This window comes from Streptomyces sp. NBC_01476, assembly GCF_036227265.1.
GTDB lineage: Bacteria > Actinomycetota > Actinomycetes > Streptomycetales > Streptomycetaceae > Actinacidiphila.
Genome location: NZ_CP109446.1, coordinates 717,304 through 731,302 on the forward strand (window position 1 = coordinate 717,304; position 13,999 = coordinate 731,302).

Annotated in this window: 12 protein-coding genes; 6 read left to right on the plus strand and 6 right to left on the minus strand. The window is 73.9% G+C overall.

What is annotated here, in order from left to right:
* Positions 1 to 80 precede the first annotated feature (80 nt).
* Positions 81 to 380 carry a hypothetical protein gene (locus OG552_RS03110; protein ID WP_443070858.1) on the minus strand — a complete coding sequence of 100 codons (300 nt, stop codon included), beginning with the start codon at positions 378 to 380 and terminating at the stop codon, positions 81 to 83.
* Between the two features lie 363 nt (positions 381 to 743).
* Positions 744 to 1,253, minus strand: coding sequence for an NUDIX hydrolase (locus OG552_RS03115; RefSeq protein ID WP_329129365.1), 510 nt, complete (start codon positions 1,251 to 1,253; stop codon positions 744 to 746).
* A gap of 192 nt (positions 1,254 to 1,445) precedes the next feature.
* Between OG552_RS03115 and OG552_RS03120 the strand changes: the two genes are divergently transcribed.
* Complete coding sequence (locus OG552_RS03120; protein WP_329129367.1) at positions 1,446 to 2,543, plus strand: O-antigen ligase family protein; 1,098 nt, start codon at positions 1,446 to 1,448, stop codon at positions 2,541 to 2,543.
* Positions 2,544 to 2,573: 30 nt separating this feature from the next.
* On the opposite strand, the gene OG552_RS03125 is transcribed toward OG552_RS03120, so the two are convergent.
* Together OG552_RS03125 and OG552_RS03130 are read right to left on the minus strand one after the other, a co-directional pair.
* On the minus strand, positions 2,574 to 3,128 hold the full coding sequence (locus tag OG552_RS03125; protein WP_329129369.1) for a hypothetical protein: 555 nt from the start codon (positions 3,126 to 3,128) through the stop codon (positions 2,574 to 2,576).
* Positions 3,129 to 3,141: 13 nt separating this feature from the next.
* Complete coding sequence (locus tag OG552_RS03130) at positions 3,142 to 3,948, minus strand: glutamate racemase (RefSeq protein ID WP_329129370.1); 807 nt, start codon at positions 3,946 to 3,948, stop codon at positions 3,142 to 3,144.
* A 392-nt stretch (positions 3,949 to 4,340) separates the two neighbouring features.
* Between OG552_RS03130 and OG552_RS03135 the strand changes: the two genes are divergently transcribed.
* Positions 4,341 to 5,501 (plus strand): glycosyltransferase, encoded by a 1,161-nt coding sequence (locus tag OG552_RS03135; RefSeq protein ID WP_443071135.1) that lies wholly within the window; start codon positions 4,341 to 4,343, stop codon positions 5,499 to 5,501.
* Positions 5,502 to 5,503: 2 nt separating this feature from the next.
* Here OG552_RS03135 and OG552_RS03140 read toward each other — a convergent pair whose 3' ends face one another.
* Entirely contained in the window at positions 5,504 to 6,730 is a 1,227-nt protein-coding gene (locus tag OG552_RS03140) for a TerD family protein (protein WP_329129371.1), read from the minus strand.
* Between the two features lie 194 nt (positions 6,731 to 6,924).
* Here OG552_RS03140 and OG552_RS03145 point away from each other — a divergent pair, with 194 nt between their 5' ends.
* The 4 genes from OG552_RS03145 (at position 6,925) to OG552_RS03160 (ending at position 11,637) form a co-directional block, all read left to right on the plus strand.
* Entirely contained in the window at positions 6,925 to 7,521 is a 597-nt protein-coding gene (locus tag OG552_RS03145; protein WP_329129372.1) for a DUF6643 family protein, read from the plus strand.
* 33 nt (positions 7,522 to 7,554) lie between these two features.
* On the plus strand, positions 7,555 to 8,412 hold the full coding sequence (locus OG552_RS03150) for an MOSC domain-containing protein (RefSeq protein ID WP_329129374.1): 858 nt from the start codon (positions 7,555 to 7,557) through the stop codon (positions 8,410 to 8,412).
* Positions 8,413 to 8,526: 114 nt separating this feature from the next.
* Positions 8,527 to 9,114 (plus strand): Rv1733c family protein, encoded by a 588-nt coding sequence (locus tag OG552_RS03155; RefSeq protein ID WP_329129376.1) that lies wholly within the window; start codon positions 8,527 to 8,529, stop codon positions 9,112 to 9,114.
* Between the two features lie 105 nt (positions 9,115 to 9,219).
* Positions 9,220 to 11,637 carry a right-handed parallel beta-helix repeat-containing protein gene (locus OG552_RS03160; protein WP_329129378.1) on the plus strand — a complete coding sequence of 806 codons (2,418 nt, stop codon included), beginning with the start codon at positions 9,220 to 9,222 and terminating at the stop codon, positions 11,635 to 11,637.
* On the opposite strand, the gene OG552_RS03165 is transcribed toward OG552_RS03160, so the two are convergent.
* The gene (locus tag OG552_RS03165) at positions 11,607 to 13,967 is read right to left on the minus strand and encodes a hypothetical protein (RefSeq protein ID WP_329129379.1); all 2,361 of its coding nucleotides are present in this window, start codon (positions 13,965 to 13,967) and stop codon (positions 11,607 to 11,609) included. The genes OG552_RS03160 and OG552_RS03165 overlap by 31 nt on opposite strands.
* Positions 13,968 to 13,999 lie beyond the last annotated feature (32 nt).

Sequence of the window (13,999 nt, forward strand, 5' to 3'; positions counted from 1 at the left end):
CCAGGGCAACAGCGTCCGAGAGACGACCGGCCCCCTCCCCCGCGCGCCGCGGAGGAGGGGGCCGGTCGCGCCGTAGGCGGTCAGCGCCCGTAGGCGAGCAGCGCCCGCACCATCCGGCAGGTGATGTCGGACGGTGGGTGGACACCGATCCGCTCGGCGGTGTTCCGGATCCGCGCGTTGCCGGCCCGCGCCGGCTCGTACACCCCCGAGTCCAGCAGGGCGATGGCCAGGCGCATGGTCTTGAGCCGGCGGTTGTGCGCGACGTACCACTCTCGGGGCAGCCCGGCGGGCAGCGGCTTCTTGGGCAACGGCGCCGCGAACAGCGGCGGTTGCGTGACTCGGGACTTCGGCAGGGGCAGTACGGCAGCAGCCATCGGCATCCTCCAGAGGCGTCGGCCAACCCTCTCGAACACTGTCGATTTTACCGCCAGGCACTGACAAAATCCGCTGGCCAGAGGCAAGTTGGCCGACTCTGGCGGTTCGAACAGCCGAGCCGCGGTGAAGGGGGGATCCGACCCCCGGGCCGACAGCGCCGCCCGCGGCCTCCAGCCGCCTGCCCGCTGTGACACCGCGGGGAGCGAGGGCTCCGGCGCGGGTCAGGTCGCGCCGGAGCAGAAGAATCCCATCAGAAAGCGGGCGTAAATTCAACAGTTATTTACGCAAGAATCTGATAAAAAATGGAAATGGCCCGTCACCCGGTCCAGGACAGGGTGACGGGCAGTGGAGCGGCCGGCAGATCCGGGCTACGGCGCGGTGTAGCCGCCGTCTCCCAGTCCGGGCGCCGGCGCCGGGGCGAACCAGGTGGGGTCGTCGCGCAGCGCCAGCTCGATCCGGCCGCGGGCGATCGGGCCCAGCGGCGGCAGTTCGTGGGGCGCGAACCAGCGCACGTCGAGCGACTCGTCGTCGTTCACCCGCGCCTCGCCGCCGACCGCCCGGCAGCGCAGCACGATGTCGACGTACTGGGCGTGGTCGCCGTTGTCGTACACCACCGGTTCGTTGGTGAAGACGCTCAGCACCCGCTCCACCACGGCGGAGACCCCGGTCTCCTCCTGGATCTCCCGGACCGCCGCCTCGGCCGGCTGCTCGCCGGGGTCGGGGATACCGCTGATGAGTGCCCACTTCCCGCTGTCCGCCCGCCGGTTGAGCAGGATCCGGCCACGGGCGTCGAACACCACCATCACCACCCCGGGGAGGAACAGCAGGGTGTCCCCCGCCTTCTCACGGATGTCGAGGATGAACTTCGGAGTCGCCATGCCCCTGAGCCTACGAGACAAAGGGTGGACGCCACATCAGCACCAGGTTTCACAAGCAGGACAAGGTTCCTGCGCAACATATCCACAGCGCCCCCTTCACCCGTTACGGTGACCCCGGAGACAGCGCCCACGCGGGGACCGCGGGTGTGACGGCACCCCGTCACGTCCGGGTGACGGCAGGGGGACCGGGGGATGGACACAACGGCCGGCGGATCGCCGGACGCCGCGCACGCGGGCCTGCCGTGCGACGCGGGCACCCCGGACACCCCGGAGCCGGCTGCCGTCCGGCCGCACCACGGGCGCACCGACGCGGCCGGCATCGTGGTGCTCGCCTGTTGCGCCATCTGGGTGCTGGTGGCCGCGGCCGGCCGGTCCGCGCGGCCGGAGGGGACACTGCTTGCCCTGCTCGCCGTCACCGCTGGATACGCCGCCGGCCGTATCCTCGGCGCGCTGCTGCCGGTGCTGGCGCCGGCCACCGCCGCCGTGGCCGTACTGGCCCTGGTGCTGATCCCGCCGTCCCGGCTGTCCGCCCCCGCGGACAGCCCGCCGCTCGGCCGTCCCACCGCCGACGCGGCGCTGCTGGTACTGGCGGCCGGCGCCGCCTGCTGCGCGGCCTGGGCGGCCCACGGCAGGGTCCGGCGGACGCTGCTGCGGCTGACCGGGCTCGTTGCCGCGGTCGCCGCCTTCGCGCTGGGGTCGGCCGCGGGCTTCGCGGCGGGCATCGCCATCACCCTCTGCTCGCTGGCCGCGGCCCGGATGGAGCGCCGCCGGGTGCTGGGGCTGGCCGGTCTCGCGCTGGCCGCGGCGCTGGCGGTGGCCGGGACGTACGCGGTCGCCGCAGGCACGCTGCCGTCCGGTCTGTCGGCCTCCCTCACCGGGCAGCTCACCCGGCCGCGGGTCCAGGTGTGGCACGAGGCGATGGCGATCGCCGAGCACCATCCGGTGCGGGGAGTGGGGCCCGAGCGGTTCACCGAAGAGGCCGGAGCGCTGCCCACCGACGTGTCCACGCCCCCGGCGGGGGCGCCGCGGTCGGCGCCCCTCCAGCTCGCCGCAGAACAGGGCTACCCCGGGGTGGCGCTCCTCGCGCTCGCCTACGGCTGGGTGCTCTGCGCCCTGTGGCGCTCGTCCCGGCCGACCCCGGTGGTCCTCACCGCGGGCGCCGCGCTGACCGGACTGGCGCTGCTGGCGACGGTCGATCCTGTGCTGAGCTTCGCCGTGGTGACGGCGGGCGCGGGTTTTCTGGCCGGGGTCGCGACGGCCCGGCCGTTGGAGGAGAGTCCTGCGGGGTGAGGGCGGCGACGCGTCCCGGGTCTCCCGGGGTCAGGCGCGGCCGGGGCCGGCCGCCGGGCGGGAGCGCAGCAGCAGGCAGTCCCTGATCGTCTTGACCGCGCCCTCCGGGTCGTCCACGGTCACCGTGAAGTGCCGGCCGCCGCCGAGGTCGATCACCAGGCCGGGCCCGCGTCTGACGACCACGGCGGTGCCGAGCTCCGGGCGCCAGCGGTAGCCCCAGCCGCCCCAGGTACGCGGACTGATCCAGGCGCTGACCTGCGCGCCGCTGACCTCGTCCAGCGGGATACGGCGCCGCGGCACTCCGATGTGACCGCAGCGCACGTGCACCGCGTCGTAGTCGATGGTCACGTGCACGTGGGTGAAGGCGATCGTGCCGAAGAGCACGAGGAGGCCCACGGCGAGGCAGCCCACGACGGACATCACCAGCGGGGCCAGGCCGGACGTGCCGGGGCCGTCCACCGCGAGGTCGATGCCCAGGGCGAGACAGGCGGCGCCCGCCGCGGCGAGCACCCACTGCATACGGTTGCTGGCGCGGCCCGTCCATTCCTGGGACGCGCCGGTCTGATGCCGGGGCGCGTGCTTCATGGCACGAAGCGTACTAAGCGCTCGGGAGAGGGGCACCCATCTTCCTCAGGTTGTGGCGGGAGTCGCGCTTGAGCGCCGCGCCCTCGGGGTAGGCCAGGGCCGCCGCGGGAAGCGCCGCGGCCCGGTGCCCACCGAGGATCACGGTCACGGCGCCGGTTGGGCCGACCGGGGTGACGCCCGTCGCACCGATCCGGCGCAGCGCCTGCGCGGCGACGGCGTGCGCGGAGCCGTAGAGCTCGGCGTCCGGTACGGCGGCGGCGATCCGGCCGGCGACGAGTTCGTAGTGCGTGCAGCCGAGGACGACGCCGGTCACGTCCGGTGGGGTCAGGGCGGCGGCGGCGTCCACGGCGGCGCGTACGGCGTCGGTGTCGGCCCGCTGCACGGCGTCGGCGAGGCCGGGGCAGGGCACCTCGGTGACGCGGGCGCCGTTGCCGAAGTCGGCGATCAGGCCCCGCTGGTAGGCGCTGCCGGTGGTGGCGGGGGTGGCCCAGATCGCCACGGCCCGGTGCTCGGCGGCGGCCGGCTTGATCGCGGGGACGGTGCCGATGACGGGCAGCCCGGGTTCGAACGCGGCCCGCAGGGCGGGCAGCGCGTGCACGGTCGCGGTGTTGCAGGCCACGATCAGCGCGTCGAGATCCTCCTCCGCGGCGGCCCGCGCGCAGGCCAGTGCCCGCCGCGTCACGTCCTCCGCGGACCGCGGCCCCCACGGCATGCCCTCCGGGTCCGACGCGAGCACGAGCTCCACGTCCCCCCGCGCCTCCCGCACCGCCGCAGCCGCGGCCAGCAACCCGATCCCCGAATCCACCAGCCCGATCTTCACGGCTCTTACTCTAAGCGCCCCCACCCCGCCCCCCAACGCGACGGCCCACCACCACCACCACCAACCGCCGCAGCGGGCGGGACGCGAGACGAAAGCACCCCGGCGGCGCCCAACCCACAGATCACCAACCCGAGCCCCCGCAGAACGGCACCCGACAAACCGCCGCAACGGCGGGACGCGAACGAATGGATCCCGGCGGTGCCGAACCACAGATCACCAACCCGAGCCCGCGAAGCACCGCACCCCACCAACCGCCGCAACGGCGGGACGTGAGACGAAAGCACCCCAGCGGTGCCCAACCAACAGATCGCCACTACGCATGCGTGGGCCGCAGGGGACGTGTCCCGGTCAGGCGCCCCGCAGGGGATGGCAGACTGCGGGGCGTGATGGTGATGTGGGTGGTTGCCGGGGTGTCCCTCGCCGCTTGGGTGTGGCTGCTGGTGGGGCAGGGGGGCTTCTGGCGTACGGACGTGCGGCTGCCCGAGGGCACTGAGCCGGCGCGGTGGCCGAAGGTCGCCGTCGTGGTCCCGGCGCGGGACGAGGCCGAGGTGCTGGGGGTGAGCCTGCCGTCCCTGCTGGCGCAGGTCTACCCGGGCGAGGCCGAGGTCTTCCTGGTGGACGACGGCAGTTCGGACGGCACCGGAGAACTCGCCGAGAAGCTGGGCGCGAGCCACGGCGGACTCCCGCTGACCGTGACCTCGCCGGGCGAACCTCCGGCCGGCTGGACCGGCAAGCTGTGGGCGGTACGCCACGGCATCGCCCTGGCCCGCGAACGGACCGGCGCCGACTACCTGCTGCTCACCGACGCCGACATCGCCCACCGCCCGGACAGCCTGCGCGCACTGGTCGCCGGCGCGGTCGGCGCCGACCTCGACATGGTGTCGCAGATGGCCAGGCTGCGGGTGGAGACCGGCTGGGAGCGCCTGATCGTCCCCGCCTTCGTCTACTTCTTCGCCCAGCTCTACCCCTTCCGCCGGATCAACCGCCCCCGTTCCCGTACCGCCGCCGCGGCAGGCGGCTGCGTACTGATCCGCTCGACCGCGGTCACCGCTGCCCGCGTCCCGGACTCGATCCGCCAGTCGGTGATCGACGATGTCGCACTGGCCCGCGCGGTGAAGCGCTCCGGCGGCCGGATCTGGCTGGGCCTGGCCGAGCAGGTGGACAGCGTCCGCCCCTACCCCGGCCTCGGCGAGCTGTGGCGGATGGTGTCCCGCAGCGCCTACGCCCAACTGCGGCACAACCCCGCCGTACTGGCCGGCACGGTCCTCGGGCTGGCGCTGATCTACCTGGTGCCGCCGGTCGCCGCGATCGGCGGCGCGCTGGCCGGCGCCTGGCCGCTGAGCGCCCTGGGGTTCGCGGCGTGGGCCGTGATGACCGGCAGCTATCTGCCGATGCTGCGCTACTACGGGCAGCCGCTGTGGCTGGCGCCGCTGCTGCCGTACACCGCGGGGCTGTACCTGCTGATGACGGTGTACTCGGCGTTCGAGCACTACCGCGGCCGGGGCGCCGCCTGGAAGGGCCGCACCTACGCCCGGCCGGACGCCACGGTCTGACGTCACTTCCGGCCGGGCGTCCAGTTGAGTCCCCAGCCGTACGCGTAGTCGACGGTCCGCTGCGGGCTCACCCCGGTGCGCGGCAGGAGGTAGCGCGCCTCCCGCCGTACGACGAGGTCGGACCCTTCGCGGGTGATCAGCGCGAGCGCGCACACCTTGGAGTCGACGGTGCACTCGTCGAGTGCGAAGTCGACGGGCGCGCCGTGCTGCGGGCGCAGTGTGACGCTCGCGTGCAGGCCGGCGAAGCTGTCGGCGCCCTCGTAGATGGTGACGAAGACGAGGATCCGCCGGAAGTACGCGAGGTGGTCGAGGTTGACGGTGAGGTTCTCGCCCCCGGCGGCGGCGCCGGTCCGGTCGTCGCCGTCGAGCAGGATGAACGGCGGCTGGTGCAGGGAGCCGAGGGCGCCGCCGAGTGCCTGGACGACGCCCTTGCTGCCGTCGGTCAGCTCGAAGAGCGCACACAGGTCAAGATCGATGCCGCCGCGCCAATGACCGCTGGGCGCCTGCCAGTTGAGCCCGACTCGCAGCGCACCCGAGGTGGCGCCCTGCGTGGCCAGCGACACCGCGGGCGCGCTCTTGGTGAGGGTCACCTTGGAGAGCGACACCGGCGCGGCAGGAAGGACAGGCTCGACCGGGGCGACGGGCGCACCCCCCGGCTGCGGCCCGGCGGTCCCGGTCCCGGTCCCCGGTGAGGCCGTCGCCTCGAACGGCGGGACCTGCGACAGCCCGTACGTCCCGGCGAGTTCGGCGAACCCGCCGTCGTACCCCTGCCCGACCGCCCGGAACCGCCAGCCGCCGGCCCGCCGGTAGCACTCGCCGAGGACGTACGCGGTCTCGGTGGTCGCTCCCGTGCAGTCGAACTGCGCGGGCTCCGCGCCCGGTGCGCCGACCCGTACCCACAACTCCGGGACCGAGCCGAAGGAGCCGCCGTCGCCGCGGGCGACCACCAGCACCGCGTGGGTCCCGGGGCCGAGCGCGGCCAAGTCGACGGTGAGGGTGTCGACGGTGAACTCCGCGCGGACCGCGCTGCCTTCGTGCCGTACGGCCCCCGAAGCGTGCACGGGGGCGCCCGGGTGGACGAGGTCGCCGGCATCACGCAGCGCACCCGTCTCACTGAGCAACAGAGCGCACACATGGGCCCGCGGCGCTCCCGGCTCCGCCCGCCGCCCGAACTCCACCCGCACGGCCGCCGTCGGCAGGCCCGTGTTCTCCCCTTTGCGCAGGCTCATCCGCTCCCCCTCCCCGGCGCGCCGAGACCCCCGGCAACCCCCTCGACGCATGCGTTTTACCTGATCACATCACGACTCGCTGACCGTTTTTCGCGGATTCGCTCATATTGAGGACAGGAGGGCACTCACTGCGCATCAAACAACCTTCTAATCGGTCTCCCCAACGACCACATCGTGGGCTTAACTTATGGCTCATGACCACCCCCCGCGGTTCGTACGGTGGCGGCTACGGCGGCTACTACCCCTCGTCTTCGTCCTTCCCGGACACCCCGATCTACGACAGCCTCGTCGCCGAACGCGGCACCCCGCAGATCGCCCCCATCCGCGTGCCCGCTGCTTACTCTCCGTACGAGTCGGGCGGCTACAACTCCTACGGTGGCGGCAGTAATCTGCCGGCGCTGCCCGCCGCTCTTCCGGCACTGCCGCCCGGCCCGTCCGCGCCGTCGCAGTACCCGCAGCCGCAGGCGCCGATGCCGATGCAGAACGCGATGCAGAACGGCTATCCGCAGCCCGCGGGCTACCAGCCGCAGCAGCAGACCGCTTACATACCCCAGCAGCAGCCGGCTCCGCGGGCCGGCGGCTATAACGGATACGGGAACGGGGCCAGTTACCAGCCACAGGCCCCGCAGCCCGCGCCCGGCGGGTACGAGGCCGCGCGCCCGGTGCCGCCGCGTCCCGCGCAGCCGCGCCAGATGCCCGGCGGCCACCCGGAGGAGCAGTACCCGCGGCGCAACCTCGGCCTCGGTGTCCCCCCGGCCCAGCAGCAGGGCGGGGGCTACTACCAGGGCTGACCGCATGGTACGGCGCCTGCGAGGATGGCCGGTATGACCACACCTCCCCCGCCCGCGCCCCGGACGACCGCGCCCGCCGTGAGCGCGCTGCATGTCTATCCGGTGAAGTCGCTGCACGGGATCAGTCCCGGTGAGGCGGTCGTCGAGCCGTGGGGGCTCGCGGGGGACCGCCGCTGGATGCTGGTCGACGTCCGTACCCAGAAGGCCGTGACACAGCGGGAGAACGCCCGCCTGGCACTGCTGGCCGCCGAACCCGTGGGGGGTGACGGCCTGCTGGTGCGTGCCCCGGGGCGGGAGACGCTGACCGTCGCGGTGCCGCCGCCCGGTCCGCTGGAGACGGTCGGGCTCTTCGCGAACAAGTTCGAGGTACTGCCGGTGGGCGGCGCCGCCGACCGGTGGTTCGGCGAGTTCCTGGACGCGCCGGTGCGGCTGGTGTACATGGACGACCCGGCGGTGCGCCGCCAGGTCGATCCGCAGTACGCCAGGCCCGGGGAGACGGTGAGCCTCGCGGACGGTTTCCCGCTGCTGATCACCACCACGGCCTCGCTGGCCGCCCTCAACTCGCTGATCGCCCAGGGCGATCGGCCGCAGGAGGGCCCGCTGCCGATGAACCGGTTCAGGCCGAATGTGGTCATCGACGGCACCGAGCCGTGGGCGGAGGACAAGTGGCGCCGGGTGCGGATCGGCGGGATCGAGTTCCGCGCGCCCAAGCCCTGTGGACGCTGCGTGATCACCACTACCGACCAGGCGACCGGCGAACGCGGCAAGGAGCCGCTGCGGACACTGGCCCGGCACCGCAAGTCCGGGTCCCAACTGGTTTTCGGTCAGAATCTGATTCCCGAGCATTCCGGAACCCTGCGGGTCGGTGACCCGTTCTTGGTGGTGGAGTAACGCACCCCGGGTGTGCGTGCATGAGTCGCTCCGTTCGCGGAAACCGAACGGGTGTGAAGGGGGTGGCTGTCAGTGGGCCGGTCAGCGAACCCGTCAGTGCGCCGCCGCCGGCGGATGAAGAAGTTCGGATGGCAGTGGCGGCGCAATGCCCTGCGCCGGCGCACCGATGTGATCGAGACATGGCTGGGACTGCTCACCACGCTGCTGTTCTGCCTGCTGCCGCTCTTCGGCTGGTGGGTCGGCGCGTCGGTGGACCGCACCTTGCAGCGAGTGGTGCGCACCGAGCGCTCCGAGCGGTTCCTGGTGAGCGCGACCGTGGTGCCCAGGACGTCGGGAAAGCAGCCCTCGGGCGCCACCGCGCGGCCGGCCGATCAGCGGCAGGGCGACGTCCTGCGCTGGACCGCACCCGACCACTCGTCGCACAGCACGACTGTCTCGGTGGATCTCGAAGTCTGGCACCAGGGCAAAATCCAGCTGTGGACGGACCGTTCCGGCCATCTGGTGCCGCCGCCGCTGGACTCCGCGACCGCGGCCACCCACTCGGTGCTGGCCGGCACCGCCGCCGCCACGTCGGCCGGCGGGCTGCTGCTGATCACCCGGCAGGTGCTGATGTGGCGTCTGATGCGCCGCAGACTCGTCTCCTGGGAGCAGGAGTGGGCCCGGGTGGGCCAGGACTGGGGCCGCGCGGGCGCCGACGGGTGACCGTGGCGCCGCGGGCCGTCCGGCGGGCGTCAACACCGGGCCCCGGCGCGCGCTACGGTTGCATCCCCGGTCGGCCGACGCAAGAGGTGGGGGCAGAGCAGCCCGATGGCACATGGCGTGGTGCAGGTCACCAATCAGAACAGCTCGCGGTGGCGCCGCCGCACTGGTGAGTACGAGACTCTCGCAGCCGCGCTGGAGGCGGCGGGCGACGGAGACGTGCTGTCGGTGAGCCCGGGTACCTACCGGGAGAATCTGGTACTGGACCGGCCGGTGACCCTGCGCTGCGCAGACGGCCCCGGCACCGTACGGATCGCCCCAGCCTCCGGTGTGGCGCTCACCCTGCGGGCCGCGGCCGTCGTGCAGGACCTGCTGGTGGAGGGCCAGGACACCGCCTCCGCCGCGCTGCTGGTGGAGGCGAGCACCCCGGAGCTGTCCGGGCTGCGCATCAACACCCGCTCCGCGGTGGGTCTGGAGGTGCGGGACGGCGCCCGCCCGACCGTACGGCGCTGCTCGGTGGACAATCCGGCCGGGCTCGGCATCAGCGTGCTGGAGGGCGCGGGCGGCCTCTTCGAGGAGTGCGAGGTGGTCGCGGCCGGCCAGAGCGGTGTCGCGGTACGCGGCGGGGCCGGGCCGCGGCTGGAGCGCTGCCGGGTGCACCACACCTCGGGGGCCGGGATCGCGGTGACCGGTGAGAACAGTTCGCTGGAGGCCGTGGGCTGCGAGGTCTTCGAGATCCGCGGCACCGGCGTGCAGGTCTCGGCCCGGGCCACCGGCCACTTCACCGACTGCCAGGTGCACCGCACCACCGGGGACGGCATCACGCTGGACACCGACGGGGTGCTCACCCTCGCCGACTGCGACATCCACGACATCCCGGAGAACGCGGTCGATCTGCGGGCCCGTTCGGTGCTCACCCTGACCCGCTGCACGGTCCGCCGTTTCGGCCGCAACGGCCTGTCGGTCTGGGACCCGGGGACCCGGGTGGACGCCGACAGCTGCGAGATCCACGACAGCACCGGTGACTATCCGGCGGTGTGGGTGAGCGACGGCGCGGTGGCCATACTGGATTCCTGCCGGGTGCACGACGTGCCCGACGCCCTGTTCGTACTGGACCGCGGCTCGCGGGCGGACGTGGTGGACAGCGACTTCAGCCAGATCCGTAACACCGCGGTGTCGGTGAGCGACGGCGCGGACATCCAGCTCGACGACTGCCGGATCAGCAAGGCCGCGACCGGTGCCTGGTTCCGCGACCACGGCAGTGGCGGCACCCTCGCCCAGGTCACCATCGACGAGACCGCGACCGGCGTGATCGTCACCAAGGGCGCGGATCCGGCGCTGGAGCGCGTCACGGTCACCAACCCGGTGGAGTCCGGGGTCTACGTCTCCGCGGAGGGCCGCGGCACCTTCACCGACTGCCGGGTCACCGGCAGCCGCGGCTACGGCTTCCACATCATCGACGGCTGCCGCTCCACGCTGACCCGGTGCCGTACCGAGCGCTGCGCCCGCGGCGGTTACGAGTTCGCCGAGCCGGGGCCGGTCACCGAGGAGTGCACCAGCGACCAGGCGGCGCCCGCCGAACTCCCGCTCCCCGTGCCGGCCGGCCTGCCGGCCGACGGCGGTGTGCTCGGGCACGCGACCGCGGCGCAGTCCTACGGCCTGCTCAGCGGCGTACCCGAACAGCGGCCCGCCGAGCCGCAGCCCGCGCCGCCCGCCCGGGAGAGTGAGCAGGTGCTGGGCGACCTCGACGCGCTGGTCGGTCTTGACAGCGTCAAGCGCGAGGTGCGCACCCTGATCGATCTGATCTCGGTGGGCCGGCGCCGTGAACAGGCCGGGCTCAAGGCGCCCTCGGCGCGCCGGCATCTGGTCTTCACCGGCTCCCCCGGCACCGGCAAGACGACCGTGGCACGGCTCTACGGCGAGATCCTGGCCTCGCTCGGCGTGCTGGAGCGCGGGCACCTGGTGGAGGTGTCCCGGGTCGACCTGGTGGGCGAGCACATCGGCTCCACCGCGATCCGCACCCAGGAGGCGTTCGACCGGGCCCGCGGCGGGGTGCTCTTCATCGACGAGGCGTACGCGCTGGCGCCCGAGGACGCGGGGCGGGACTTCGGCCGGGAGGCCATCGACACCCTGGTGAAGCTGATGGAGGACCACCGGGACGCGGTGGTGGTGATCGTGGCCGGCTACACCGAGGAGATGGCCCGCTTCCTGGCCTCCAACCCCGGGGTGGCGTCACGTTTCTCACGGACCATCACCTTCGGCGACTACTCCTCGCAGGAGTTGCTGCGGATCGTGGAGTCGCAGGCCGCCGAGCACCAGTACCGGCTCGGCGACGACACCGGGGACGCGCTGCTGAAGTACTTCACGGCGCTGCCGAAGGGGCCGGCCTTCGGCAACGGCAGGTCGGCGCGGCAGACGTTCGAGGCGATGGTGGAGCGGCACGCGGTACGGCTGGCACATGTCGCCGAGCCCACCCACGAGGAGCTGCAGCTGCTCTACCCGGAGGATCTGCCGGAGCTGCCCTGAGCCGGCCCCGGCTGGGCGGGCACCGCGCCGGGCGGCGCCGGGCCCAGCCGGCCGAGCAGTGCGGCCCGCTGGGCGGCGAAGGCCGGGTCGGCCTGGAAGTCGGAGTGGCCGAGGATCGGTTCGGGCAGCGGGTGCCCGGTGCTGCGGCCGTAGGCGGCCGGGTCAAGCAGCGGCCCGCAGTCGACGCGGCTCCCCGCGGGCGTGTCCGCGGCCACGATGTCCACCGGGCCGCCGATCGGGTCGGTGCGCCGCCACAGATTGCACCAGGTGTGCATGTCGTCGTGGAGCGCGCGCAGCCGGGCGGGGCCGAAGTGGGCCGGGAACCAGCGGCCGTAGAGCCGGGCCAGCGGGCAGCCGTAGGTGAGCAGCGCGACCCGGCCGCGTACCGCCGGATCGAGCTGCCAGACCGCGGCGGCGGCCAGCACGCTGCCCTGGGAGTGCCCGGAGAGCACGATCCGGCCGCCGGTCAGCGCGGTCCAGGACGCCATCCGCCAGCTGAGGTCGGGCACCACGCGCTCGGCGTAGCAGGGCGGTGCGAAGGGGTGGGCGGCGCGCGGCCAGAAGGTGCCGACGTCCCAGAGGATGCCGACGGTACGGCGGGCGGAGGCGTCCTGATAGGCACGGCGGCCCAGCGCGATCAGCGCCACGACGCCGGCGCCCACCAGCCAGGAGCCGAGCGCCTGGGCGGTGTCGGCGACGGCGGCGAGCGGCCCCGGCGCCCCGTCGGTGACCTCACCGGGGGTGCCGCCGCCGGCCCAGGCCCCGGCGACCGCCCCGCCGCCCAGCACGAAGCCCGCCGCGCACACCACGGCGATCAGCAGCGGGGCGCGGTCGGTGAGCCCGGCGCGGGCGATGGCGGCGGCGATCTGCCCGGTGCGGACCGGGTGGTGCTGCTCGCCGGGGTAGAGCGCCTCGACCTCGCGGTGCAGCGCTCGCTCCCGGCGCCACAGCCGGACGGCGACGGCCGCGGCCACCAGGAGCAGCAGGACGAGAACCGCGGGGATCACCGACGCCTCCCAGGTGAGCACGGCCGGCGGTCCGGCGAGCGCGCTGCCCTTCTCACCGGGGGTACGGCCCCGGTCGAGCCAGTCCGCGGCGCGCTGGGCGACACCACCGGTGAGGACACCGCCCAGCGCGCAGCCGAGCAGCGCCACGGCGGGTCCCGCCTGGCCGCGCAGCACCCCCGCGTCGCCGGCCGCGAAACCCGGCGGCAGGGCGCGGCGCAGCGCGAAGGCCGTGACGGCGAGCGCGGCGATCAGGGCGCCCTGCAGGACGGTGAGGCCGCTGAACGCCTGCGCGGAGGGCAGCCGTCCGTCGGAGGTCCAGGAGGGCCGCTGCCAGCCGCTGTAGACCGCGGTGGCGGCGAGCAGGCCGGCCGAACCGCCGAGCAGAGTGTGGGTGCTGAGCCGGTCGGTGGCGTCGTCCAGCCCGCTCTCGGCGCGGTCGGCGCGCCAGACGGTGACCACCGCGAGCGCACCGAGCAGGACCAGCAGGCCCGCCAGCACCCAGCCGGTCACGGTCGGCGCCGGCCGGGCGCGTCCGGTGTCGTGACGCAGGGTGGGCACGCACAGGGCGGTGGCGACGGTGAGCAGGCCGGCCGCGGTGTGGGCGGTGCGCAGCCGCGCCACCGACCTGCGGCCGTACCAGAAGCCGGGCAGCGAGAGGGCGGCGGTGCCGGGTGGCGGCGGGTCGCGGTCCGCGGGGCGGTGCGACTCGTACGCGTACCAGGTGCGGCGGGAGAGCGACCACAGCAGCACGGTGAGCGCCACGGGGGCGGCGGCGGCGAGTGCCAGCCGGCGCCCGGGCAGGCTCCACCAGCCGCCGCGGCCGGGGGCGGCGAAGCCCAGCCAGGTCGTGTCGCGGGTGCAGGCGGCCCGCCCGGCGCACTGCCAGCCGACGATGTCCATCGCCACCTCGCAGACGGCGGCGACCAGCAGCACGGTGAGGGTGAGGGCGAGCAGCCGGACCAGCTGTTCGTAGCCGCGGGCGAGCCGGGTGCGGGTGGAGGGGGGCCGCATCCAGTGCGCGAGGTTGGCCACCATGAACGGCAGGAGCAGCAGCCACAGGGCGCGACTGCCGTTGCCCGAGGTGAGGTTGGACCAGCAGTACGCCTCGGGCACCGGCTGGTCGCGGTATCTGCCGGGGTGTTCCTCGGCGTCGGCGTCGCAGGCCCGCCGGTGGATGCCGGCTGTCTCGTCCCCGGCGAGCCGGACCGTCCGGGGGTCGGCGAGCATATGCTGCGGGGTGGCGCCGCCGACACCGTGCACCAGGAGTTCGAGGGCGAGCGGAGGGAGCACCGCCGGATTCTCCGCTGTCGTGTCCGCGGTCATCGTGCTCCCCTCCGGTTCATCCGGCGTACACC